This window comes from Parapedobacter composti (assembly GCF_900112315.1).
Taxonomy (GTDB): domain Bacteria; phylum Bacteroidota; class Bacteroidia; order Sphingobacteriales; family Sphingobacteriaceae; genus Parapedobacter; species Parapedobacter composti.
Map to the genome: position 1 here is coordinate 1 of NZ_FOLL01000031.1, position 22,090 is coordinate 22,090.

The 22,090-nt window shown below is 51.2% G+C and carries 21 protein-coding genes and 1 pseudogene; 11 read left to right on the forward strand and 11 right to left on the reverse strand.

Features of this window, described 5'->3' with window-relative positions; all coding sequences use genetic code 11:
* Positions 1-119 precede the first annotated feature (119 nt).
* The 4 genes from BM030_RS18775 to BM030_RS18790 all read right to left on the reverse strand — a co-directional run bounded on the left by BM030_RS18775 (position 120) and on the right by BM030_RS18790 (position 3,867).
* Positions 120-1,049 carry a hypothetical protein gene (locus tag BM030_RS18775; protein ID WP_090975145.1) on the reverse strand — a complete coding sequence of 310 codons (930 nt, stop codon included), beginning with the start codon at positions 1,047-1,049 and terminating at the stop codon, positions 120-122.
* Positions 1,050-1,107: 58 nt separating this feature from the next.
* Complete coding sequence (pgl, locus tag BM030_RS18780) at positions 1,108-1,827, reverse strand: 6-phosphogluconolactonase (protein ID WP_090975146.1); 720 nt, start codon at positions 1,825-1,827, stop codon at positions 1,108-1,110.
* Between the two features lie 12 nt (positions 1,828-1,839).
* The gene (gene zwf / locus BM030_RS18785; protein ID WP_090975147.1) at positions 1,840-3,342 is read right to left on the reverse strand and encodes a glucose-6-phosphate dehydrogenase; all 1,503 of its coding nucleotides are present in this window, start codon (positions 3,340-3,342) and stop codon (positions 1,840-1,842) included.
* A 63-nt stretch (positions 3,343-3,405) separates the two neighbouring features.
* The gene (locus BM030_RS18790) at positions 3,406-3,867 is read right to left on the reverse strand and encodes an RpiB/LacA/LacB family sugar-phosphate isomerase (RefSeq protein WP_090975148.1); all 462 of its coding nucleotides are present in this window, start codon (positions 3,865-3,867) and stop codon (positions 3,406-3,408) included.
* A gap of 175 nt (positions 3,868-4,042) precedes the next feature.
* Here BM030_RS18790 and BM030_RS18795 point away from each other — a divergent pair, with 175 nt between their 5' ends.
* From BM030_RS18795 to BM030_RS18805, 3 genes are read left to right on the forward strand one after another with little or no spacing between them, the layout of a single operon-like run.
* Positions 4,043-4,390, forward strand: coding sequence for a PadR family transcriptional regulator (locus tag BM030_RS18795; protein WP_090975149.1), 348 nt, complete (start codon positions 4,043-4,045; stop codon positions 4,388-4,390).
* On the forward strand, positions 4,378-5,103 hold the full coding sequence (locus tag BM030_RS18800) for a hypothetical protein (protein ID WP_139215953.1): 726 nt from the start codon (positions 4,378-4,380) through the stop codon (positions 5,101-5,103). The genes BM030_RS18795 and BM030_RS18800 overlap by 13 nt, the downstream gene beginning before the upstream one ends.
* A gap of 10 nt (positions 5,104-5,113) precedes the next feature.
* Positions 5,114-5,785, forward strand: a complete 672-nt coding sequence (locus tag BM030_RS18805) for a hypothetical protein (RefSeq protein ID WP_090975151.1) — start codon at positions 5,114-5,116, stop codon at positions 5,783-5,785.
* Here BM030_RS18805 and BM030_RS18810 read toward each other — a convergent pair.
* A complete protein-coding gene (locus tag BM030_RS18810) occupies positions 5,756-7,597 on the reverse strand; it encodes a beta-N-acetylhexosaminidase (RefSeq protein WP_090975152.1) in 1,842 nt (613 codons plus the stop codon). The two genes, BM030_RS18805 and BM030_RS18810, sit on opposite strands and share 30 nt — an antisense overlap.
* Positions 7,598-7,757: 160 nt before the next feature.
* Here BM030_RS18810 and BM030_RS18815 point away from each other — a divergent pair, with 160 nt between their 5' ends.
* From BM030_RS18815 to BM030_RS18825, 3 genes are read left to right on the forward strand one after another with little or no spacing between them, the layout of a single operon-like run.
* A complete protein-coding gene (locus BM030_RS18815; protein ID WP_090975153.1) occupies positions 7,758-10,208 on the forward strand; it encodes a TonB-dependent receptor in 2,451 nt (816 codons plus the stop codon).
* A gap of 9 nt (positions 10,209-10,217) precedes the next feature.
* Positions 10,218-11,561, forward strand: coding sequence for a PepSY-associated TM helix domain-containing protein (locus BM030_RS18820; RefSeq protein ID WP_090975154.1), 1,344 nt, complete (start codon positions 10,218-10,220; stop codon positions 11,559-11,561).
* On the forward strand, positions 11,561-11,815 hold the full coding sequence (locus BM030_RS18825; RefSeq protein WP_139215954.1) for a hypothetical protein: 255 nt from the start codon (positions 11,561-11,563) through the stop codon (positions 11,813-11,815). The genes BM030_RS18820 and BM030_RS18825 overlap by 1 nt, the downstream gene beginning before the upstream one ends.
* Here the strand turns inward: BM030_RS18825 and BM030_RS18830 are convergent.
* The 5 genes from BM030_RS18830 to mfd form a co-directional block, all read right to left on the reverse strand.
* Positions 11,803-12,456, reverse strand: coding sequence for a beta/alpha barrel domain-containing protein (locus BM030_RS18830; RefSeq protein ID WP_090975156.1), 654 nt, complete (start codon positions 12,454-12,456; stop codon positions 11,803-11,805). The two genes, BM030_RS18825 and BM030_RS18830, sit on opposite strands and share 13 nt — an antisense overlap.
* 10 nt (positions 12,457-12,466) lie before the next feature.
* Complete coding sequence (locus BM030_RS18835; RefSeq protein WP_090975157.1) at positions 12,467-13,459, reverse strand: sugar kinase; 993 nt, start codon at positions 13,457-13,459, stop codon at positions 12,467-12,469.
* Between the two features lie 27 nt (positions 13,460-13,486).
* Positions 13,487-14,671, reverse strand: coding sequence for a trans-sulfuration enzyme family protein (locus tag BM030_RS18840; protein WP_090975158.1), 1,185 nt, complete (start codon positions 14,669-14,671; stop codon positions 13,487-13,489).
* Between the two features lie 33 nt (positions 14,672-14,704).
* Positions 14,705-14,890 (reverse strand): hypothetical protein, encoded by a 186-nt coding sequence (locus BM030_RS18845; RefSeq protein ID WP_090975159.1) that lies wholly within the window; start codon positions 14,888-14,890, stop codon positions 14,705-14,707.
* A 195-nt stretch (positions 14,891-15,085) separates the two neighbouring features.
* Positions 15,086-18,418, reverse strand: a complete 3,333-nt coding sequence (mfd, locus tag BM030_RS18850; RefSeq protein WP_090975160.1) for a transcription-repair coupling factor — start codon at positions 18,416-18,418, stop codon at positions 15,086-15,088.
* Here mfd and BM030_RS18855 point away from each other — a divergent pair.
* The 5 genes from BM030_RS18855 (at position 18,411) to BM030_RS18875 (ending at position 22,024) form a co-directional block, all read left to right on the forward strand.
* A complete protein-coding gene (locus tag BM030_RS18855; protein ID WP_211657663.1) occupies positions 18,411-19,538 on the forward strand; it encodes a serine hydrolase domain-containing protein in 1,128 nt (375 codons plus the stop codon). The two genes, mfd and BM030_RS18855, sit on opposite strands and share 8 nt — an antisense overlap.
* Positions 19,535-20,413, forward strand: coding sequence for a sigma-70 family RNA polymerase sigma factor (locus tag BM030_RS18860; protein ID WP_090975161.1), 879 nt, complete (start codon positions 19,535-19,537; stop codon positions 20,411-20,413). The genes BM030_RS18855 and BM030_RS18860 overlap by 4 nt, the downstream gene beginning before the upstream one ends.
* Before the next feature lie 29 nt (positions 20,414-20,442).
* On the forward strand, positions 20,443-20,898 hold the full coding sequence (locus BM030_RS18865) for a carboxymuconolactone decarboxylase family protein (protein WP_090975162.1): 456 nt from the start codon (positions 20,443-20,445) through the stop codon (positions 20,896-20,898).
* 116 nt (positions 20,899-21,014) lie between these two features.
* Positions 21,015-21,323 (forward strand): hypothetical protein, encoded by a 309-nt coding sequence (locus BM030_RS18870; protein ID WP_244519046.1) that lies wholly within the window; start codon positions 21,015-21,017, stop codon positions 21,321-21,323.
* A gap of 8 nt (positions 21,324-21,331) precedes the next feature.
* The gene (locus tag BM030_RS18875) at positions 21,332-22,024 is read left to right on the forward strand and encodes an LEA/WHy family protein (protein ID WP_139215955.1); all 693 of its coding nucleotides are present in this window, start codon (positions 21,332-21,334) and stop codon (positions 22,022-22,024) included.
* Here the strand turns inward: BM030_RS18875 and BM030_RS20295 are convergent.
* Positions 21,972-22,090 (reverse strand): annotated as a pseudogene (locus BM030_RS20295) (dTDP-glucose 4,6-dehydratase); the annotation flags it as partial. The gene BM030_RS18875 and the pseudogene BM030_RS20295 sit on opposite strands and share 53 nt — an antisense overlap.

The following is a 22,090-nucleotide window of genomic DNA, read 5'->3' on the forward strand; positions in this document are numbered from 1 at the left end:
AAAAATAAGCTTTTTTTAGGACAAACAAAAAAATCCCCGAAACTTTATCTGTATCGGGGATTCCTTTTCTTAATTGAGGCTTTTTAGACAGCCTCATCCGTCGTTCGGTTATACTGCTATTAAGCGCTCGTATAGCGGAAGCCCGTTTCGCTTTCCTGTCCTTTGATCTGGCCGGTTTTCAACAGGTGATTTAAGCGGAATGCTATCACCCGTCTCAACTTAGTCATGCCATAATCCGGATCCAGGCCATGGAGGTAGTCAACAAGTTCATCCCTGGTACTGTTTTGCTTGATCTCCAGCGCATGCTTTATTTTATCATCCATCGTTGCCGACGGGTTAAGTGCGGCGGCCTTCGGTATCCTCTTGGCATTGGTCCGCCGTGCGGCCTTCGGAGCGGCCTGCTCGTGCTGGGTATCGGCTGCGGCAACGGACGGTTTAACAGCCGTTGCGCGCTTGCTACGCGTGGTTTCTTTTGGCTTCGCCCTGCCGGTTGGTGCCTCATTCTCCAGAACCGGTGGGATAGTCCCGGATACCGGTTCATCAGTCGCTGTTTTGGCAGCTGCACGGCCCCGTTTCGGTTTACCTTGGGATGCAGCGGATGTACCCTGTGCATCGGCCGTTGCTTTCTTTGATGTAGAAGTCCTCTTTGCCTTTGCGGCGGATGGGGTCGGTGCGGCTGGTTTCTCCGCGGGTGCAGCTTGGGCCTGTGCAGCTTCAGAAGAAGGCGCTGCCGCCTTAACGGCCGGGGTTCGCCTCCGCGTAGGCTTAGTGCGCTCTGCCGGACCTGCATCAGTAGATGCAGCCGTTTCCATCAAGGCTTCAGCCTGGCTTTTTACACCGTCTATGGCTTTAGCCACTTTTTTACGGATAGCCTTTACCGTTTTTTCCAGCTTCTTTTTCTTCTTCTTTTCTTTTTTACCGGAAGGTTTTATTTCCATGCCAAGCGACGCGATGGCCGCTTCAACTTTGTCCAATTCTTCTTGCAGCGATTGTCTGCGTGATTGAAGGTAAGCAAGCACGTCATTGTCTGCAATTTTTGATTTTGCCATAATTAGAAGTATTCTTATCAAATGTAATCATTCTTTGATGGCATAACAAACTTAACTGCTACAAGTTTGCTGCTGCGTCGGCATCGACCAACCATGTGACTCGGCCTTCTATCGCCGTATCGACGAGCTGGGCCGGGTATTCCTCAGGATTACGCTCACCTTTCCATACTTCAAATAAAGCATCCGCTTTATTGGCACCATAGGCAATCACAACAATTTGCCGGGCTTGGTTAACCAATGGCACGGTGAGTGTAATACGGTACATATTCTGGGCTTGGAGGTAATATGCCGCTACCCATTTTTCCCGTTCATTTATTACAGCTGTGTGGGGAAACCAAGAGGCTGTATGCCCATCAGCCCCCATGCCCAGTAAGATGAGATCAAAATGCCCCTCTTTACCCAGATGCTGCCGCAGCGTTTGTTCGTATTGTTCTGCAAACGCCTCCGGAGTAACATCGGGCGCCCACATTGGGAACACTTGCGCTTTTGGGACAGGGATGTGGTTAAGCAACGTTTCAAACGCCATACGCGCATTGCTCCGGTCGTCATCCATCGGTACCCACCGTTCATCTCCCCAAAAGATGTAAACGTGCTCCCATTGCACCTGGTCGCGGTATTCCGGTGTGGCCAGCAATCGATAAGTTTCTACAGGCGAAGAGCCGCCGGTAAGGGCCACGGTGAAGCGGCCGTTCTGGCTAATAGCTGATTTGGCAGCTTGCACAAACAGTGCCGCCGCCGCCGTATAGAGTTCCTGTAAATCTGTATATGTCTTCAACATCGTTGTATCGCATTAAGTGTGTAAATTCAATGCCCAGATGTGTCCTTGCCGGGCAATCAGCGCCTCGGCACTTTCCGGCCCCCATGTTCCCGCCGCGTAATTGGGGAAATCGAGCGAGTCGCGGCTCTCCCAAGCCTCCTGTATAGGGGTGATGACATCCCAGGCCTCTTCTACCTGATCGGACCGCATATACAATGTTGCATCACCGCGCATGGCATCCAACAGCAGAGTTTCATACGCTTCGGGCGTCTGGGTAGAGCAGGTATCGTAATCGAATACCATTTCAGCGGGATTAAGGCTCATTTCAAGCCCCTGTTTCTTCGCCGTAAACCGAAGCCGGATATCCATGGTGGGCTGAATATTGATGGTCAGCCGGTTGGGCATGATGTTCCCCGCCTGGGTGGGCGAAAATGTAGAATGGGGTACCGGACGGAACTGGATGGTGATGGACGAGGTTTTTTCCTGCATGCGTTTACCGGTGCGCAGGTAAAAGGGCACACCCTGCCACCGCCAATTATCAATATATAACTGCACCGCAGCATATGTTTCGGTGTTGGACCGCGGGTCTACTCCCGGTTCTTCGCGGTACCCCGGCACTTTCCGGCCGGCAATCCAGCCCGGCCCATACTGCCCCCGTACGGCATATTTATGCACTTCTTCAGGGCGCAGCCGCCGTATGGCCCGCATCACGTCTACCTTGCGGTTCCGTATTTCCTCGGCCTGGAATGAGATGGGCGCTTCCATGGCGATCATGCACAGCACTTGCAACAAGTGGTTCTGTATCATATCGCGCAACGCTCCCGAGTGCTCGTAATAGCTGCCCCGATCTTCTACTCCCACTTGTTCAGCTACGGTAACTTGGATATAGTCAATATAATTACGGTTCCATAGTGGTTCAAAAAGTGCATTAGCGAAGCGGAAAGCCAGGATATTCTGCACGGTTTCTTTACCGAGGTAATGATCGATACGGTAAATCTGTTCTTCCTGGAATGTCTGACTCAGCAGCCGGTTGAGCGCCACTGCGGTCTGCTTGTTATAGCCGAACGGTTTTTCCACCACGATACGATCGGAATCGGGCCGGCTGGCCAGTTCATACTTGCTGATGTTGACCGTGGCCGCTTCGATAAACTGCGGAGCAATAGACAGGTAAAACAGCCGGTTGGCCCGCACGCCCCATTCCTGATCAAAGGCATCCAGCCTGTCTGCCAGTCCGCGGTACGCCTCCGGATCGTTGATGTTCGACTCAAAATAAGAAACGGACGCATGAAACTGCTGCCATTTCGCCTCATCGGGCTTGCCTTTTCTTGAAAACTCCACCAGCCCTTCGTGCAGGTGTTCCTTATAGTCTTCATCCGTCCACTGGGTTCTACCCAAGCCAATGATAACAAATTTTTCGGGCATCCAACCGTCAATATACAGGTTATAGAATGCGGGAATCAATTTTCGTTTGGTAAGGTCGCCCGTTCCACCAAAAATGACAATAATGGTGGGGGCCAGTTTTCTACCTGATTTCATTCAGTAAATAATTACTCCTTAATTGTTCGCTTAACAGCATCATGAACGCGTCGCAGTTTGTGCTTATTGCCCCCTCAATGCCCGTTGTTCCAAGGCGATGACCTTTTGTAGCCGCCGTTCAAAGCGTTCCCCTCCATCGTATTCTGCCTGAAGGAACGCTGTGATCAACTCCCACATCAGCATTGGTCCGATGACCCGGCCACCCAGGCAAAGCAGGTTCATATCATCATGCTCCACGCCTTGCCGAGCCGAATAGGTATCGGTAACCAATGCCGCACGCACACCCGGCACCTTGTTTGCGGCAATAGATACCCCTACCCCACTGCCGCATACGGCAATGCCCCGCCGCACTTCGCCACGGGCAATGGCCCGCGCCAGCGGCTCAATGACATCAGGGTAGTCGTCTTCCGAATCGTATTCCGCGGCACCGTAGTCATGCACAGCATAACCCGCTTCGCGAAGCTTAGCCAGTAACTGCCCTTTCTGTTCAAAACCGGCATGATCTGCCGCGATGCCTATCTTCATACGTCTGTTTTTCCACCGCAATTTGCAGGAACACGTCCCGCAAACGGCCGATGAAGATAGCCAAAAACCACTTCAAGGCCAAACTTATTATCAATTTTTAAATTGTAGCGCCATTGCTCCGGTAATTCTATACATAATTTTCTTATGTATATTGGGAAATTACATATATTTGTCCATGAGTTCAGCAAAACTATTGAAAGGCACCCTGCAAACCATCATCCTGAAATTATTGGAAGACCAAGATCGGATGTATGGTTACGAAATCACCCAACGGGTAAGGGAACTGAGCGGCGGCGAGTTTAACCTTACCGAAGGGGCGCTGTATCCGGCATTGCATAAGCTGGAAGCCGAGGGGCTATTGGAAACCAGCACGGAATTAGTGGACGGGCGGATTCGGAAATACTACTCATTATCTTCCCAGGGAAAGGGCGAAGTCAAAACGAAAATGAATGAAGCCGCTACGTTCATTGAAAAACTGCAACTGGTATTGAACCTTAAACCAACCGTATCATGCACACACTGATGCCTTACGAAAAGCGATGGATTGCGAAGCGGCTGAAAACCTACCGCATTAAGTATGCTGAGATATATAATGAGGTATATGACCATTTAGTATCGGCCTGTGAATACAAGCGTAAAAGCGGCGACAACCGCCCCATCCTACCGCTGTTTGAAGAAATCATGAAACAGGATATCGGTGATCAACGCGGAATTTCAGATATGACGGCAGAGCGGAAGCAGTTATTAAAAACACAGTTGCAGACCGGTTTAAAGGCAACCTTCAACAGTTACTTTAATTCGGGAAAATCGGCCGTCATGGCTGTAGTAGCTTTGGCCATTTACCTATTCGCCAAAAATGCCGGTTTGGATCCGGCTTGGCTCATGCTGGCCATCATGTGCCTGTCGTTAGCGCCGCTGTTTTATTTTCTGGGTATCGGCACCGGAAATGGTTATTTCAGAACCGTTACCAGCAGACGGAAAACGTCACTGGTAAACACACTGATGCTTCATATTTCCTTTGTCCCCTATTCTGGTATTGTCTCGGGGTTCTTTAGCAGCGCTGTCTTTTCAACCTTGTTCGGCAATGAACCGGCTGGCTCAAGCCTGTCAAGGGCCATTATCCAGTTTTTAGGGCATCCCGGTCTGTCCGTTATTCTAACGCTCGTGATTGCATATACCGTGGCGTTTGTCAAAATAGCCAATACCGATTACAAGCGGTTGATTGCGCACGTTTAGCCAGTATCTGATGAAACTGACCCAAACACAACTCGATCAAATTAAATCGTTCATCAGCAAGCGGGGTTTTACCGCTATTGACCTGCAATTGGAGATTATCGACCACGTGGCCTGCCGTATTGAGGACAAGCTTCGGGAAAATCCTGACTTGCCTTTCGAACAGGCATTGAAACAAACTCATGCCGAGTTCGGCGTGTTTGGGTTCAGTATACTGGAAGATGCCCTCATCCAATCACTGAACCGTAAATACCGCCGCCAAATCGGGCTGGAGCTGAAGGCATGGCTGTCCCTCCCGCGGATAGCCCTTGTTGCAGGGCTGGCTATTGCCTGTTTTCAGTTATTCTTCATCGTCCCGCCAACCACGTTCATCATCGCTTTGTCCATCTGTTATATGGCGGTGGCCATCGGTATCGTTATATACCATAGCTGGATACGGCGGCGGTATCGCAGGATACTGGCTATGCAGGCAACCAACTCGTTTGTTTTTTTTCCGGGCTTCATCCTTCAAATCGAGTTGCTCTATGAAGAAAGTGTCACCGCCAGTTGGATATGGGCGTGCGCCTATACCCTCTTGGCGGTAATCTTTGCGTTTTTCTTTTCCGCTACGCTTCGGGTGGTGGATGCTGCGGTAGCCCGGTGCCGAGAACTGGAATCAATCCGTTTGCCCGAAATGCACCATTGAACGGATGCTTACCGGACTTATCCGCTTACCGTCTTTGAACGTTGCTGCACGCACGGTGGTATATTCGGTCACCTCAAACGGCCCGTCGTACCGGGTTGAGCTGGCAGTCGGCTCTGTGCCGTCGGTCGTGTAACGGATCTCCGGTCGGTAACTATCGGTTTTCAGGGATACTTTTGACACATTGCCCGCCACGTTGTCTTCCACCTCGAAGTACACCTGATAAGCACTCCTGGCGTAGTTGATGCCCACCCCATCGTACCGGCGGTACTGGGCTTCCATGCGTCGAGTGAAGTCTTCCCAATCTTTTCTATCAGGCATACTCCAGCCGACCTCAGCGACAGCTGCGGCGCGCGGATAAGTCATGTAATCGGCTTTGTCGGGCGAATGGATATATTCCGCCCACACATTGCCCTGCACGCCTAAAATAAAATCCCGCTCTTTACCCACGAGTTCTTCCGGTACGGGTTCAAAGGAATACACCTTGCGTAGCGGAAGATGCCCGCCTATCGCATTGGGTTCATGGTACGGCTCGCCCTGGAAATAGTCGAGATACATGTGCGTGGTAGGACTCATCACCACGGGATGGTGCATCCGGGCAGCCTCGATCCCTCCTTTGATGCCCCGCCACGACATCACCGCTGCGTTGGGTGCCAGACCGCCCTCAAGGATTTCGTCCCAGCCGATAATGCGCTTGCCTTTACCGTTCAGGAATTTCTCAATACGCGTGATAAAGTAGCTCTGCAGTTCATGCTCGTCCTTCAATCCTTCATCCTTAATACGTTTTTGACAATGCGGGCAGGCTTTCCACCTGTCTTTGGGAGCCTCATCACCGCCAATGTGGATGATTTCACTCGGGAACAGTTCGGCTACCTCTGAGAGCACCCCTTCCAAAAAAGTGAATACCTCTTCTTTACCCGCGCAGTAAATATCTTTCTGTATACCCCATTGTTCGGGAATCTCAAACGGTCCGCCGCTACATGACAGCTCCGGATAGGCCACCAATGCCGAAAGCACGTGCCCCGGCAGCTCTATCTCCGGAATCACCGTAACATACCGCGACTGTGCATATGCCACCACTTCCTTAACATCTTCTTGAGTATAATAGCCACCATGCGGATTACGGTTAATGTATCCTCCCCGTTGGAAGTTAGTGCTGGGGCGCCATGCGCTAACATCGGTAAGCCGCGGATACTTCTTGATTTCTATGCGCCAGCCATGATCCTCTACCAGATGCCAGTGAAAGGTATTCATCTTATGCATAGCCAAGTAATCGATAAACTTCTTCACGTAATCTACGGAATAGAAGTACCGGCCAACATCCAGCATCAATCCACGCCAGCCGAAACGTGGTTTATCTACAATCTCCACAGCCGGAACGGTTACCGGCTTAGATGCGGTCTGATCTGCCGGCACCAGCTGGTAAATTGTTTGTATGGCGTAAAACAAACCGTTGCCCTTTGCGGCCCGCGCCGTGATACCCCCCTTGCCCACGGTGAGGCGATAGCCCTCATCACCCAGCGTGTCTTGTACCAATTGCAGGGCTATGGCGTTGCTGCCACCCTTGCCGGACGTTATACGCGGACGTGTACCGGTACGCTCAAACAGCCCTTGCGCAAGCAGCTCAGCCAATGCACGCAGCTCCGGACGGTTGTCGTCCAATTGAATGGTCGTCGTTTTGCGGATTAAGAACCCGCCTTGCTTCGGTTCCAACTGCAGCGGTTGCGGAATAATGGAAAACGTGTGCTCCTGGGCCTGAGTGCCTGAAGATAGCAGCAACGCGATAATTACGGATAATTTAGCCAGTCTGTTCATAATTTAGTATGTGTCTCGCAAACATAGGAAACGCATTCCACATTCAATCCGCGCAATCGATTGAGGCATTTTCAAAATGTATCCTTTCTTAAAAAAGTTTTTGAATTTGATATTTAATTACACTAAACTTGCATACTATTTATAATAAGTCCAAATAAGAATGAAACATTTGACTACTTTCGTTTGCCTGCTGTTCAGCATCGCAGTATATCATTATGGCTTTAGCCAGGCTGCTTCCCTCAGCGGACGCGTGTCTTCACCCAACGGAACGCCCCTGCAGGGTGTAACTGTACGGTTAATCGGTCTATCAAACACCAGCGTAACCGACGAACATGGCGCCTTCTTGTTCGAAGGGCTTCCGGAGGGCCACTACACCTTGGTTTTCTCTTATCTCGGCTATGAGCCGTCACGGGTCAACATATCGCTTCCTTCGTCAAACAGCCATGCGCTTACGGTGACGTTATACCCCATTGAAAACCAGTTGCAAGCTGTAGAAATCATTGGCCGGAAAGAGCAGACTTACAAGAACACTTCGTCGTTTGCCGGTACCAAAACAGAGACCCCAATTAGATTTGTGCCTCAAGCAATCAGTTACGTCACCAAAGAAGTGATCGATGACCAGCAAGCGTTCAAGACAAGCGATGTCATCAAGAACATCAGTGGCGTGAACGTTTTTTCATTTTATAATAATGACTTTACTTTGCGCGGCTTCCGGGCGGGTAATGCACTAATCAATGGATTGCGGAACCCAACGACGAGCTTTGCGCAATCACTGTTACCCAATGTAGAGCGCATTGAGGTAATTAAAGGCCCCGCCTCCGCGCTATTCGCCAATACCGACCCGGGCGGCACGGTCAATACCGTAACCAAGAAGCCGCTGGATGTAGCGCGCAAATCGGTCAGCTTCGCCACAGGCAGTTACAATACGTTCCGGATGACGAGTGATTTCACCGGACCGATGAATACGGAAAAGACGCTATTATACCGGCTGAACCTTGCCTACCAGAATGCGCAGTCGTTCCGTGTGCTGCAAGGCGGTGAAGACATGGTTATTGCTCCCTCCGTATCGTTCATCCCCACAAGCCGCACCCAAGTGAATGTGGATTTTGTATACTCGAAAACCAAGTCGCGGCTGGATCGTGGACAGCCTATTTTCGGGGCATCGGCCGGGACCGATCTGTACTCTACGCCCATCTCATTTGCCATTGGTAAGGAAAACGATTATGCCAATGAGCTCAACCTGTATACCACGGCATCGTTGCAACATCGGATCACCGACCGCATTTCATTCAACGCCTCTTATATGAAGTTTCTGTATGATGAAGACCTGTTGGAACACCGTACCTCCAACAACTATGCGGTGGATGCCGATGGTGTGGAGATACCCACATTGATGGAAATGCAGACCATCCGGCGCAAGCGCCGGAATTATAACGACAACATTACACTATATACCGTCAACGACTTCAATACCGGCTCCCTGAAGCACAAATTGCTGGTAGGCTATGACTACATCCTCAATGTATCGCCTGTCGGCGGTTCGAATTACAACGCCAGAGGCTACCGAAATGCGGCTAACAATGGAGCGCTTAACGCGTATGATCCGGCAAACCGCGATAATTATTTGATACGGAATGGACGGCCTGTGCCGAATATCCCGCATTTTGACCTGACTAATCCAGACTATTCGATTTCCGAAATATCCGGATACTTCAATGTGTCGAGTCCACAGGCGGTCACCAAATACTATGTGAACGGGGTTTACGTACAAGACCAGGTTACTTGGGGACCGGTACAGGCATTGTTTGCATTCAGGCAGGAGTACTATACCGATATTCTGGATTACCAGAAGGCCGATGAGAAGACCGTTGAACAACGGAAATTCATCCCCCGCTTCGGATTGGTATACACACCGGTGACCTCCGTGAGCCTCTACGCCACATATGCGCAGGGTTACCAACCACAGGGCGCCGGTACCATCGGAGATCCGGAGCGCTTCGGCGGACCGTTCGATCCGCTTACCAGCACCATGTATGAAGGTGGCGCAAAAATGGAATTTCTAAACAAACTGCTGAGCATTAATACAGCTATTTATCACATCGAACAGAACAACATCCTTATAAACGCCAACAACCCGGAAAATCCCGAAGAACTCAGGCAACTTGGCCAACAGCGTTCACGGGGTGCGGAACTGGATGTTTACGGCCAATTGCTGCCGAACCTCAGTATCACGGCAAACCTCGCGCTCAATGAAACCATCATTACTGAAAGCGACAACGAAGCCGAAGAAGGCAGTGTTCTGCCCAATGCACCCAAGTATCAGGGCGGTATCTGGGCAAAGTATATTTTTTCCGGACCAGCCCTGCACGGTATCGGCATTGCTGCGGGGGCCAACTACGTGAGCACCCGCACAACGTTCAGTGATATCCTGACCCTCCCCTCATACGTCGTGGCCGATGTTGCCTTGTATTATAACATTGACAAATTCAAACTGTCGGCCAATCTGAATAATGTATTCAATAAAACCCATTGGGTGGGTGGCTATGACTTCAACAGGCTGTTTCCCGGCACACCCCGCAATTTCCTAATCGGTGTAGGATACACTTTTTAATCATAAAAAATGGCGAAGCGCGTCGGCAACACTGAAAGTAATGGCAAGAAATTGTTCTGGCGCCTGCACCACTGGGTGGGGCTGTATACCGGCGTACTTATCGGTATACTGAGCCTCACGGGTGCCGCTGCGGTGTTCATTCCGGAAATAGACCGCCTGATCGTCAAACACCGTTATGATGCGGCCTCAACAGCGCCTGCCAGTATACATCGCTTTGCTTTATCGGTGGACTCGCTCGCCCGCAAATATCCCGACTATCGTTCACTGGCCGTTATCCTGCCTGAACATCGGGAGGAAGCTGTCAGGGTTGATCTTATTCGCCCATCTCAAGACGGTGCCTTCACGCGTTATGATGTCTTTATCGATGGCGGCAAAGACCGGATTATCGGACAGCGCGATCATCAGAATTCGCTCGCAAATTTTCTGCGTCAAATACATGTACGGCTGTATGACGGATACTGGGGCCGGCAACTGGTTGGTATCGGAGGTCTGGCCTTGGCCGTCGTGGCTATAACCGGGTTGCTCATTTACGGCAACTTCATGAAGAAACAGACATGGCCCCGTATCCGGAAGAACGCAGCCACTCGGGTGGTCATGGCCGACTGGCACAAACTGATTGGAATCAGCGCCATGGCGTTCAACCTGGTTATTGCCCTCACTGGGGCGTGGCTCGGGCTGCAGCCTTGGATCATGCGCTGGTTCGACATACAGGTGCCCAACGCTTTCAAACCGCCCATTGTCATGGATGCAGAAAAAGATAAGGCCATGCAGGTCCATTGGATTGAACTTCTGAAAGCATCGGAACGTGAATTTCCTGAGCTACAACCCCGCTATCTGGTGCCGTCTGCCAACGGATCCGGTACGGTAACGGTAAGAGGCAATATACCGGGACTGGTCTATGAACGTGACATCAATATACTGGTACTCTCCAAAATTGATTACTCAACGATATTTAAATACGATATTCGGGAACAGCCTTTCGGTCACCGGTTTTACTTTGTGCAGGAAGCCCTCCATTTCGGTGATTTCGGCGGCCTGGCCCTCAAAGCGCTGTATGCCCTGCTGGGGCTCACCAGCGGATTCCTCTCCATCAGCGGTTTTGCCATCTTCCTCTTCCGCAAACGAAAAAAGAAAATTGATGGAGCAACTCCCTGGAAAACCATCTTTGTATACAGTGTACTTACATTATTGTTTCTAACCGTTATCGCGTTCATCAGCTTGTTTATCGGATATGCACAAGCATCTTTCGCCGCCGGAATCATTGTTAATGGTTTACTGATGGCATTGATTGGTTTTGCTATTGTACGATATCTTGTAAACAGACGCCGTAAATCCAGCCAAGCAGCACAATAATGAAAAGGCGCTCCAAAGGATACGACATGTTTACCGAGCACTACTTGGTGCCGGCAGCACTTTCGTTGCTCAACATCAACGTGGTGCACCTCATCCAGGCTTACGTTAATGGAAACGACAACGACTCGGCGTACCTCGCAGCTCTCACAATAGCGTTTATTGCACTGAGCAGTGCGTTGCTGTTCAAAAACCAGCTATATCTTTGGAGTGCAATGGCTTATTATGGGCTGATCGTTTTCGTTTATTTGCTCTGATAACCGTTTACCCAGCCCATCAGTTCGCGGCACCGTTCCTGAAGCCAGCCATAGCCTGTAGCCCCCTCCGGCGCGGCGAAAAGTTTGGAACCAAGGCCTACGGCACTAACGCCCGCATCAAACCACCCCTGAATGCTTTCGGCCGTCGGGTTTACCCCACCCGTGGGCATAAACCGCATACCGGGGAAGAGCGGCTTAACCGCTTTGAGGTATGCCGGTCCCAATGTATCTCCGGGGAAAAGTTTCACCAAAGGTGCTCCCAAATCTTCGGCCATGCTGATTTCGGTAGGCGTCATGCAACCGGGTACCCACAGCAGGTCCTGTTGCAGGGTTACCTCGGCGATTTCGGCTTTTACTACAGGACTCACAATAAACTGCGCACCCAATTCAATATACACCTTGGCCATCGCGGCGGTTTTGATGGTGCCAATGCCCAGTAGCAGTTCAGGCCAGTGTTCCTTTTGGTAAGACAGCAGTTTGGCAAAGTTCTCCGGTGCCTTATCGCCGCGGTTAACAAACTCAAAAACACGGATACCTCCCTGATAACAGGCGTTCACCACTTCGGTGCACGCCTGAATATCGCCGTTGTAGTATACCGGAAGCGCCGGATACCTAAGAATATGGTCTAAAGTACTTGTCATAACATTGTGTCTATAATTCTCCGTTGCCAAAATCGCCTTTGACAAACAGTTTCCTAAATCCGGCGTTTGTGGCCGTATCAACGGTTTCCTGTCCTCCGCTTCCCTTTGTTAACGCATAAATCAATCCGGCCATGAATGCATCGCCGCTGCCTATGCGGTCGACCACCCGGTTCGTTTCGTTAATTGCCGACATAAAATCCCCCTCACGCGTATGGTATGTACCATACAGCAAGTTATGGGTAGCCGAATCCATAAACCGGAATGTATAGGCAATGTGCCGGCAGTTAGGCAACACGCTATATACCTCGCGCGCAGACTCCTTAGCGTGTTCGAAATACACCGCGGGTGCGGTATCCCGGCCCAGCGTTTCAAGCACCGGTGTACCCAGCATCTTGTTAGCTGCCCAGATGTTTCCCATCACCACGTCGCAGTATTGGAGCAGGGCCGGCATCACGTCAATGGGTAGCTTCCCATAATTCCACAACTTATTGCGGTAATTCAAATCGACCGATATGGTAAGCCCTTTATCGCTCGCCGCTTCCAACGCTTCCTGGCATACTGCTGCCAGCGACTCATTCAGCGCGGGGGTAAGTGCGCTCCAATGGAACCAGGTATACCCTTCCAATGCGCGTTGCCAATCAATTTTGCCCGGCTGAAGCTGGCTGAATGCCGAGTAGTTGCGATCATAGACCACCTCTCCTTTGCTCAGCCCGTTGGCCGACAGGAGAAAATACAAGCCGAGCCGCTCACCTTCCAAGAGGGTGGGTGATACATCCACGCCCAGGCTTTTCAGGGTGGCCAGCGCCTGGCCCGCCAGCTCATTATCAGGCACGCGGCTTAAGTAACTACAGGGTACCCCCCACTGTGCTAATGACGCCGCCACATTGGCTTCCGACCCCCCGGGAAAAACCACCACCTGCCCGTCCGTACCCAAAAACGATTCGCCCGATGCACTCAGCCGTAGCAGGAGTTCCCCGAATGTTAGAATTTTATGTTTAATCATGGCCCGCTAAGTTATGGATTTTGTTTCTCAAATCTGCGCGAGTCCCTGCTCAAAATCCGTAATTAGATCCTCGATATGTTCAATACCTACGGAAATACGCAGCATACCGTCGTTAATGCCTGCCTTTAATTTTTGTTCGGGGGAATGGTGCAGCCCCCACATACTGGCCGGATGCACAGCCAGCGACTCCACCTCGCCCAAACTGGCGGCGTTGGCGAATACCTGAAGATGATTCAACACGGTTTGCGCCCGGACAAACTGTTCCTGTTCGTCTTTACCGTCAACCTCTATGCACAGCATGCCGGTAAAGCCGTTCATCTGTTGCTTGGCCAACTGGTGCTGCGGATGCGACGGCAGGCCGCAGTACAGTACCCGCTTGATGAGCGGATGCACCTGGAACCATTCGGCCAGCGCCAGTGCATTGGCATTGATCTGCTTCACACGCAGTGACAGCGTGCGCAGCCCCCGGAGCAGCAGCCATGCATCAAAGGGCGCCAGGGCGCCGCCCAACGAAAGCAGCTTTTTCCAGGCTAGGTTAACAGCCTCTTGGCTGCCGCAGATAACGCCCGCGGTAAGATCACTGTGCCCCCCCAGGTATTTGGTGGCGCTGTGCACAACGATGTCTATGTCGAAATCAGCAGGACGCTGGTTAATGGGGCTGGCAAACGTATTGTCACAAATAGTGGTAATGCCCCTGCTCCGCGCCGATGCACCTACATAAGCTAAATCGGTGATCGCCAGATTAGGGTTTGACGGTGTTTCCAGATAAATCAACGACGTGTTGGGCCGTATTACCGCATCGAGGGAGGTGTTGTCCGTCTGGTCAAAAAAGGATACCTCAACGCCGAACTGCGGGAGCAATTCTTTCAGCAGTATACTCGCCGCGGAGTAATGTGACTGTTGAGCCACCACATGATCACCGGCCTTTACCACCGATAGCACTGCGGTACTGATGGCGGCCATCCCTGTAGCAGTAAGTAGCGCAGCTTCAGTGCCTTCGAGCTTGGCCAGCAGTTCAGCGGTTTGGCTGCTTACCGGATTGCCGTGACGATGGTAAAAATACGGATGCCGCGGTTCTGTGGCTGTTTTGAGGTAATCTTCAGGATTTGCTTCGGCAAAATAGGTGGCTGTTTGATAGATGGGGGGAACGACCGCCCTGGACGCATTGAACGTCTTTCCGGCATGGATTAAGTCGGTTTCGATATAGCTCATACTGATGTCTTTTGGATGAGCTAAGGTAAGGTTTTATTCCTTATCCCTCGTATTGCGAACCAACGAAATGCCAGACATGAAAAATATCAAACCGATAACACCGATAACGATCAATTCACGTAATTCGCCACGTTGCTGCAATACCAGCGCTCCCGTGTAAATCAGGCCTCCTATCCCTAACACCGTAAGGATAGTGCCAAAAATCCGTTTTACATTCATGTGCAGGCATCCACAATATCCATGCCTATCATCCGTTGCGTTTCACGAGTCGGCGACATGCCCACCTGTTCTATTCCGTTGCCGCCTTTCGCTGGTTTTGCGTTCGCCGGAATATTAACCAACGGCTATTCGGACAGACATTCCGTTTAGTTATAGGAAAAAGATGTCCAAGCGAAGGGACAGTGCCTAACAGGTTCAGGCAGCCATATCTTGCAGGATGGCTATTGCATGGCCAATATCGGGCACCCTTTCAAAGGCGATGCGCAGCGATCCCTTAACTTCCTTGAGGTTGCAGATAGTGGGGTTTTGCTGCACGAACTGAAGCACTTTACCGAAGCGCTCGCTTTCAAAATAGCCGGGGCTGGTGGCAAAGTAGCCACGCAATATGCTTTTTTTGTAGGATATCTTCTCAAAACCAATCGCCTTGCCCAGCCATTGGAGGCGCAGGGTACTAAGCAATTCTTCTACCTGGTGCGGCACCGGACCGAAGCGATCGCGTAACGATGCTTTGAACGCCTCCAGTTGTTCGCCGTTCTCCAATTTGGCAATCTCGTTGTACAGGTTATACCGTTCACTGATGTTTGTTACGTATTCATCTGGGATAAGCACCTCCAGGTCGGTATCTATCTGCGTGAATGAAACGAAATCCCGGGGTTTAACGTCTTTGAAAAGATCCGCAAATTCATCATCTTTCAGCTCTTGGATGGCCTCATCCAATATTTTGTGGTACATCTCAAAGCCGATTTCCGCAATAAAACCGCTTTGTTCGGCCCCCAGCAGGTTGCCGCTCCCGCGGATATCCAGATCACGCATGGCCACGTTGAAACCGCTTCCCAGTTCCGAAAATTCTTCAATGGCACTGAGCCGTTTATACGCCTCCGAGGTAAGCGTGGATAACGGCGGACTGAGCAGGTAGCAGAACGCCTTTTTGTTGGAGCGCCCTACACGGCCGCGCATCTGATGCAGGTCGCTTAACCCGAACATGTGCGCATGGTTGATGATGATCGTATTGGCATTGGGGATATCCAGGCCAGCTTCTATAATGGTTGTGGCTACCAGCACGTCATAGTCGTGGTTGATGAATTTGAGCATCACGTCCTCAAGCGCATCGCCCTCCAGCTGGCCGTGAGCCACCCCTACGCGCGCATGCGGCACGAGCTTTTTGACCATATTGCCCAACTGCGGCAGGTCGGCCACCCGGTTGTGGATGAAAAACACCTGGCCGCCACGGTCGAGTTCATACGAAACGGCATCCTGTATCAACGTCTCATTGAACACATGCAGCTCGGTCTGCACGGGCTGCCTGTTCGGCGGCGGCGTGTTGATGATACTCAGATCGCGCGCGCCCATCAGCGAGAAGTGAAGTGTTCTCGGTATGGGCGTAGCAGTGAGCGTAAGCGCATCCACATTGGCCCGCAGTTGCTTCAGCTTTTCCTTCACCCCTACCCCGAACTTCTGTTCCTCATCCACAATCATCAGTCCGAGGTCCTTAAATTTCACATCCTTGCTCACCAAGCGGTGGGTGCCGATGATAATATCGAGTTTCCCTTCTGCAAGCCGTGCGAGGGTATCCTTGATTTCTTTATTGGTTTTGAAACGGTTAATGTAGTCTATGGAGCATGGAAAGCCCTTAAGCCGCTCAGAAAACGTACGGTAGTGCTGCATGGCCAGAATGGTGGTGGGCACCAACACCGCCACCTGCTTATTATCGGCCACGGCCTTGAATGCGGCGCGGATAGCCACCTCGGTCTTGCCGAAACCCACGTCGCCGCATACCAGGCGATCCATGGGGTGGGGCGATTCCATATCGCGCTTGACGTCGTGCGTGGCCTTTTCCTGGTCGGGCGTATCCTCATAAATGAACGACGCCTCCAGCTCCGTCTGGAGATAGGTATCCGGACTGAACGCGTTACCCGTTTGCGCCTTGCGCTTAGCGTAAAGCTTGATCAGGTCGCGCGCAATGTCTTTAACTTTTTTTTTAGTGGTTTTTTTCAGCTTCTCCCAGGCATCGGTACCCAGCTTGTTCATCTTCGGTGCAACGCCTTCTTTGCCCGTATATTTGGAGATGCGGTTGAGGGAGTTGATGTTTACATAAAGCAGGTCATTATCCGCATAAACCAGCCGTATCATCTCCTGCATCTTGCCGTTTACCTCCACCTTTTCCAGCCCTGCGTATTTGCCCACCCCATGGTCGATGTGCGTGATGTAGTCGCCGGGCTTTAATTCGCGCAACTCCTTAAGCGTAATGGCCTGCGAACGCTCATACCCCCGTTTTCGTTTATATTTGTAATAACGGTCAAACACCTGGTGATCGGTATAACAGGCGAAGCTCAGTTCCAGGTCTACGAACCCTTCCCGCAAAGCGGTGTTGATGGGGATAAACGTAACCGATTTATCCAAATCATCCAGGATGGACACCAGCCGTTCAATCTGTTTGGGCGAATCGCTGAAGATACAATTCTGTATACCAGCCTTCACGTTTTCCTTAAAGTTATGGATGAGCAGGCTGAAATCCTTATTGAACGAAGGCTGTGGGCGCTGGTCAAAAGCCAGGGTTTCCGTGGCGGCATAAAAAAACTGCTTGCCGAATTCCACGACAGGGAACTCCTGCAACATGGCAGAAAGGTTCTTCTCGTCAATGAAATTATAGCGCGGATCTACCCATTCAGGATTCTGGTGCTTGTCAGCATCAGGCAGGGCTTTCCATAGTTCGGTTGCCTTCTTGTAGCCCTTACCCACCACATCCAATGTAAACTGTACATCTTCAAACCAGATGGCTGCATCGGCAGTGATATATTCCAGCAGTGAGATATTACCTTCGGTAAGGAACTTGGCCTGCACGTTGGGCACAATCGTCACCGAATGGATGTTGCTTACCGAAAGCTGGCTTTCAATATCGAATGTGCGGATGCTTTCAATGTCATTCCCGAAAAACTCGATGCGGTAGGGCAGTTCGTTGGAAAAGGAAAAAATATCGACGATCCCCCCACGTATCGCATATTGTCCGGGCTCATAAACGAAGTCGACCCGCTCAAACTGGTATTCCTGCAAAAACTCATTGATGAAGTCGATATCCAGGTTGCTGTTCCGGGTGATTTCGAGCGTATTTTTCTCCAGGTCTCTGCGGTTAATCACCTTTTCGGCCAGCGCTTCGGGGTAAGTGACCACCAGTTTGGGATATTCCGTTGCATGGTTCAGCGCGCTTAGCGTCTCCGCCCGTTGCAGCACGTGTGCACTATCCGTTTGCGTGAAGTCAAATGCTTTGCGGTAAGATGCCGGGAAAAAGAGCACCGGTTTATCCAACAGTCCCTCCAGATCACTAAGGAAATACGAAGCATCCTCGTGTGTAGGCAGTACAAAGACCATGGGCCGCTCCTGCAATTGGTAACATGCCACGGCCACCATCGCATCAGCCGACCCGATCAATCCTTTGAGATGGATTTTCGGATGGTTGCCCTGCAATGCCCTCGCTAAGCCGGCCACCTTGCCGCTTTCGCGGTACTTTCCTAAGATATCACCTATGCCCACTGTCTTAAAACGGGGCAAAGGTAAGGAAAAATACCTATTTTTACTGCCGATGTACAAAGCAATCTTTGCTATAGGCTTTTTGTTTTTCGGGTTACCGCTTATTTCGGTAGCTCAAGACACCACAGCCATTGACCGTATACTCGCCGCTTACAATGGTGAAAACCCCGGGGCGTCGCTGCTTGTCGTCCAGGATGGCCGGGTGCTGCTGCAACGGCATTACGGCTACGCCGATCTGGAGCATAAGCAGCCTGTGTCTGCCACTACCAATTTCCGATTGGCATCGGTGAGCAAACAGTTCACGGCCACGTGTATCCTGCAGCTTGTACACCAGGGAAAACTGGCCATGGGCACCACATTAGCCGAAGCGTTCCCCGGATTTCCGGCTTATGGCAACACGGTAACGGTGAAGCACCTACTCACCCACACATCGGGTATTCCAGACTATGAGGATTATGTGGCCGATACCGCCTTTAATCCGCAAATCAAGGATCAGGGTGTATTGGACATCCTGATGAAACTGGAAAGTGGGTATTTCAAACCCGGCACGCAGTTCCGGTACAGCAACTCCGGATACGCGTTGCTGGCGCTTATGGTAGCACGATATAGCGGCCAACCGTTTGCCGCATACCTACAGCAGCACATCTTCGCCCCCCTGGGTATGACATCCACCCTGGCCCATGAAGAAGGGAAAACCACCGTGCCCGTCCGCGCTTTTGGCTACAGCGCAACCGATGGCCGGTGGGTGCGCAGGGATCAGAGCTCGACCAGCGCTGTCCTTGGCGATGGCGGCATCTATAGCAACGTATTGGATATGCTCAAATGGGACCAGGCCCTGTACACCGGGAGTGTACTCCCCATCCATTGGATCGACGAATCTTTTGCATACCACCGGCTGGCGGGTGGCGGCACCGTGGGCTACGGATACGGATGGCACCTCAAACAGACCAAAGATGGTCATAAAGCGGTATACCACACCGGAAGCAGCACCAGCTTCCGCAACATCTTTTACCGCATACCATCACGCCGGTTCAGCATCATCTTACTGACTAACCGCAACGAGCCAAGGGAAGAAGACATGCTTACATTGGCCGAGCTGATTGCTGAGGTGTTACGCCCATGAAAGCAGGTATTTCCATCGAACTACTCCGACCCCCGTTAATCCGCCAGGCGTATTACATCACCGGTTCCATGGCCGATGCGGAAGACATCGTTCATGACGCTTATGTGCAATGGAGCAATATGGATGCGCAGCATATCGAAAATCCCGAGGCATACCTCAGGCGCATCGTTATCAACCTGGCAATCAACCTGAAGGAAAGAGCGAAAAGGCAGCGAGACGCTTATTTCGGTCAGTGGCTGCCTGAGCCGGTCAGCGACTCTTCAGACCGGACAACCGTAGGAAAAGACAACCTCTCCTATTCACTGCTTGTGCTGTTGGAATCGCTCTCGGCGAAAGAACGAGCTGTTTTTATCTTAAAGGAAGCATTCGGCTACGAACACCGGGAGATCGCACAAGTGCTGAACATTACCGAAGCAGGTTCCCGGAAGTTGCTCAGCCGGGCCAAAGCACGGCTGGCGGCGGATAAACGCCGGCCTGTTCCGATTGCGCAGCAACAGGCTTTTCTGGACAGGTTCCTTCAAGCCATCTGGAGCGGTGATGCCTCGTTGGTAGAAACCCTGCTCCGGGAAGATGTTACGGTGATATCTGACGGTGGCGGCAAGGCTGCTGCCGGAAAACACCCGGTTGCCGGACGCCGTTCCGTATCGAAAATGCTCGTCGGCCTATACCGTAAATTTTATCGAAATGCCCTGGCTGAGCCGGGCATAATCAACGGACAGCCGGCCATTTTATATTGGAAGGACGGCATGCTGCAAACCTGCCAGATTTTTGATATCGATGCAACGGGCGTGCGTAACGTCTACTTGGTCAGAAACCCCGATAAGCTCAAACGGCTGGCAGCAACAATTTCTTTACCGGTGTCACGTATTCCATAGGTTGTTTGTCTACGTTCTTAAAAAAAATAATGAAAGAGCGGATTACATTTCAAGACTATCCGGCAGGGCTGCTGGATGGTATGCGGAAAACACAGGATTACATCGACAACTCAGGGCTTGACCATGGCTTGCTTGAACTGGTATACATGCGTGTTTCGCAGATTAACAGTTGTGCTTATTGCATCGATATGCATTACAAAAAAGGGTTGCATTATGGGGAGACGCCGTTGAGACTTATTTCCGTATCGGCGTGGCGTGAGACACCGTACTATACGGAAAAAGAACAGGCTGCATTGGCGTTTGCCGAAAGGCTCACCCATATGCTCCCCGAAGAACACAGCCACGACATCCACCTGGCATTGGAAAAGCACTTTACCAAGCAAGAAATCAGCGTACTGTCATTGGCCGTTGCCCAGATCAACTCGTGGAACCGTCTGATGCGGTCTTTTGGTGCCGTGCCGGGTAACTTCGAGATAGGCACATGAGCTTGGCATAACGTTTGCCTCCTATACACTGAAACAAAACTATATCATTATGAAAAATAAAATAAAAGTGTTTGGGGCATTAGTGTTAGCTTCATTGATGTTTGTAGTTTCGTGCGATGAGGACACCGGCTGCTGAAACCGATTTTTTTGTGGGAACTTATGAAGGCACCATTACCTTCAGTGACGATGAGCGTACCATTACCGATGAGGATGGGCGGGTAACCGTCACCAAAGTGGGTGATTCCTATTCGTTCATCTTTGGAAGCGGCATTCCAGACATTACCGGTGTCAAATTCCAAAGCGATGGCGACAACACGTATGTTAGTATCGGTGAGGGCGTCACCGGGATCCGGGTTACGGCCAGTTCATTGAACATGCTGGTGACAAATGATCGCGGTACGTGGACGGCAGATTGCACCCGATAATGTATGGTATGATTGACAGCTTGTCAACTAAATCAAACAAAAACGTGGTTGCGACCGTGGTTAAAGCGATTACGCTGTTCATGGTCGCAACCGCGTTTACCGCTTGCGGTGTCGACCGGCAGGCCAGGGCACTAAAGGCGCTTGAAAAATGCCGTTATGAAATTGTCTCGGCCGATAGCGTATACTTGGCGGGCACCGATGTAAGCAAGCTGGTAGCCAGTAGGCGTATCGATGTCAGTCAGCTGCCCGGCGTTGCACTGGGTTTTTTCAACGGCGATATCCCGCTTTCGGGAATATTGACCATTGCAATTACCAACCCCACCCCGGATGTTGCGGGTATCCAGCAGTTTAATTACAAGATTGCCATTGAGGGCACCGAAGTGGTAGAAGGTGTCTCCGAACGGTCCATTGAGATAGCCCCCGGCGAAACGGTCACCGTCCCGCTGAGGTTACAGACCAATGTTCATCCTTTCCTTTCAGACAGGCAGACACTCAATAAAGTTATGGCATTCCTCCAGCGCATGCAGCATGGCACCAATGAGAAAATCAACCTTACGTTCAGCATCAAGCCCACCATCGCACTGGGCAGTAAACGGCTCAACTATCCCGGCTATATTCACATAGACAAAACGGTGGATGCCAGCCGCCTCAACGTTTTCCGTACTGCTCCTCGTAGTACTGCTGATAGTGCCCTGAAGTGACATCCTGCAGCCACTCTTCATTGGCAAGATACCAGTCCACCGTCCTCTCCAACCCTTCCTCAAATT

Excerpts from the sequence above, each read along its gene's own strand:
- BM030_RS18775 (WP_090975145.1), bottom strand. The coding sequence starts at position 1,049 with ATGGCAAAATCAAAAATTGCAGACAATGACGTGCTTGCTTACCTTCAA.
- pgl (WP_090975146.1), bottom strand. The coding sequence starts at position 1,827 with ATGTTGAAGACATATACAGATTTACAGGAACTCTATACGGCGGCGGCG.
- zwf (WP_090975147.1), bottom strand. The coding sequence starts at position 3,342 with ATGAAATCAGGTAGAAAACTGGCCCCCACCATTATTGTCATTTTTGGT.
- BM030_RS18790 (WP_090975148.1), bottom strand. The coding sequence starts at position 3,867 with ATGAAGATAGGCATCGCGGCAGATCATGCCGGTTTTGAACAGAAAGGG.
- BM030_RS18795 (WP_090975149.1), top strand. The coding sequence starts at position 4,043 with ATGAGTTCAGCAAAACTATTGAAAGGCACCCTGCAAACCATCATCCTG.
- BM030_RS18800 (WP_139215953.1), top strand. The coding sequence starts at position 4,378 with ATGCACACACTGATGCCTTACGAAAAGCGATGGATTGCGAAGCGGCTG.
- BM030_RS18805 (WP_090975151.1), top strand. The coding sequence starts at position 5,114 with ATGAAACTGACCCAAACACAACTCGATCAAATTAAATCGTTCATCAGC.
- BM030_RS18810 (WP_090975152.1), bottom strand. The coding sequence starts at position 7,597 with ATGAACAGACTGGCTAAATTATCCGTAATTATCGCGTTGCTGCTATCT.
- BM030_RS18815 (WP_090975153.1), top strand. The coding sequence starts at position 7,758 with ATGAAACATTTGACTACTTTCGTTTGCCTGCTGTTCAGCATCGCAGTA.
- BM030_RS18820 (WP_090975154.1), top strand. The coding sequence starts at position 10,218 with ATGGCGAAGCGCGTCGGCAACACTGAAAGTAATGGCAAGAAATTGTTC.
- BM030_RS18825 (WP_139215954.1), top strand. The coding sequence starts at position 11,561 with ATGAAAAGGCGCTCCAAAGGATACGACATGTTTACCGAGCACTACTTG.
- BM030_RS18830 (WP_090975156.1), bottom strand. The coding sequence starts at position 12,456 with ATGACAAGTACTTTAGACCATATTCTTAGGTATCCGGCGCTTCCGGTA.
- BM030_RS18835 (WP_090975157.1), bottom strand. The coding sequence starts at position 13,459 with ATGATTAAACATAAAATTCTAACATTCGGGGAACTCCTGCTACGGCTG.
- BM030_RS18840 (WP_090975158.1), bottom strand. The coding sequence starts at position 14,671 with ATGAGCTATATCGAAACCGACTTAATCCATGCCGGAAAGACGTTCAAT.
- BM030_RS18845 (WP_090975159.1), bottom strand. The coding sequence starts at position 14,890 with ATGAATGTAAAACGGATTTTTGGCACTATCCTTACGGTGTTAGGGATA.
- BM030_RS18855 (WP_211657663.1), top strand. The coding sequence starts at position 18,411 with ATGCCCACTGTCTTAAAACGGGGCAAAGGTAAGGAAAAATACCTATTT.
- BM030_RS18860 (WP_090975161.1), top strand. The coding sequence starts at position 19,535 with ATGAAAGCAGGTATTTCCATCGAACTACTCCGACCCCCGTTAATCCGC.
- BM030_RS18865 (WP_090975162.1), top strand. The coding sequence starts at position 20,443 with ATGAAAGAGCGGATTACATTTCAAGACTATCCGGCAGGGCTGCTGGAT.
- BM030_RS18870 (WP_244519046.1), top strand. The coding sequence starts at position 21,015 with ATGAGGACACCGGCTGCTGAAACCGATTTTTTTGTGGGAACTTATGAA.
- BM030_RS18875 (WP_139215955.1), top strand. The coding sequence starts at position 21,332 with ATGATTGACAGCTTGTCAACTAAATCAAACAAAAACGTGGTTGCGACC.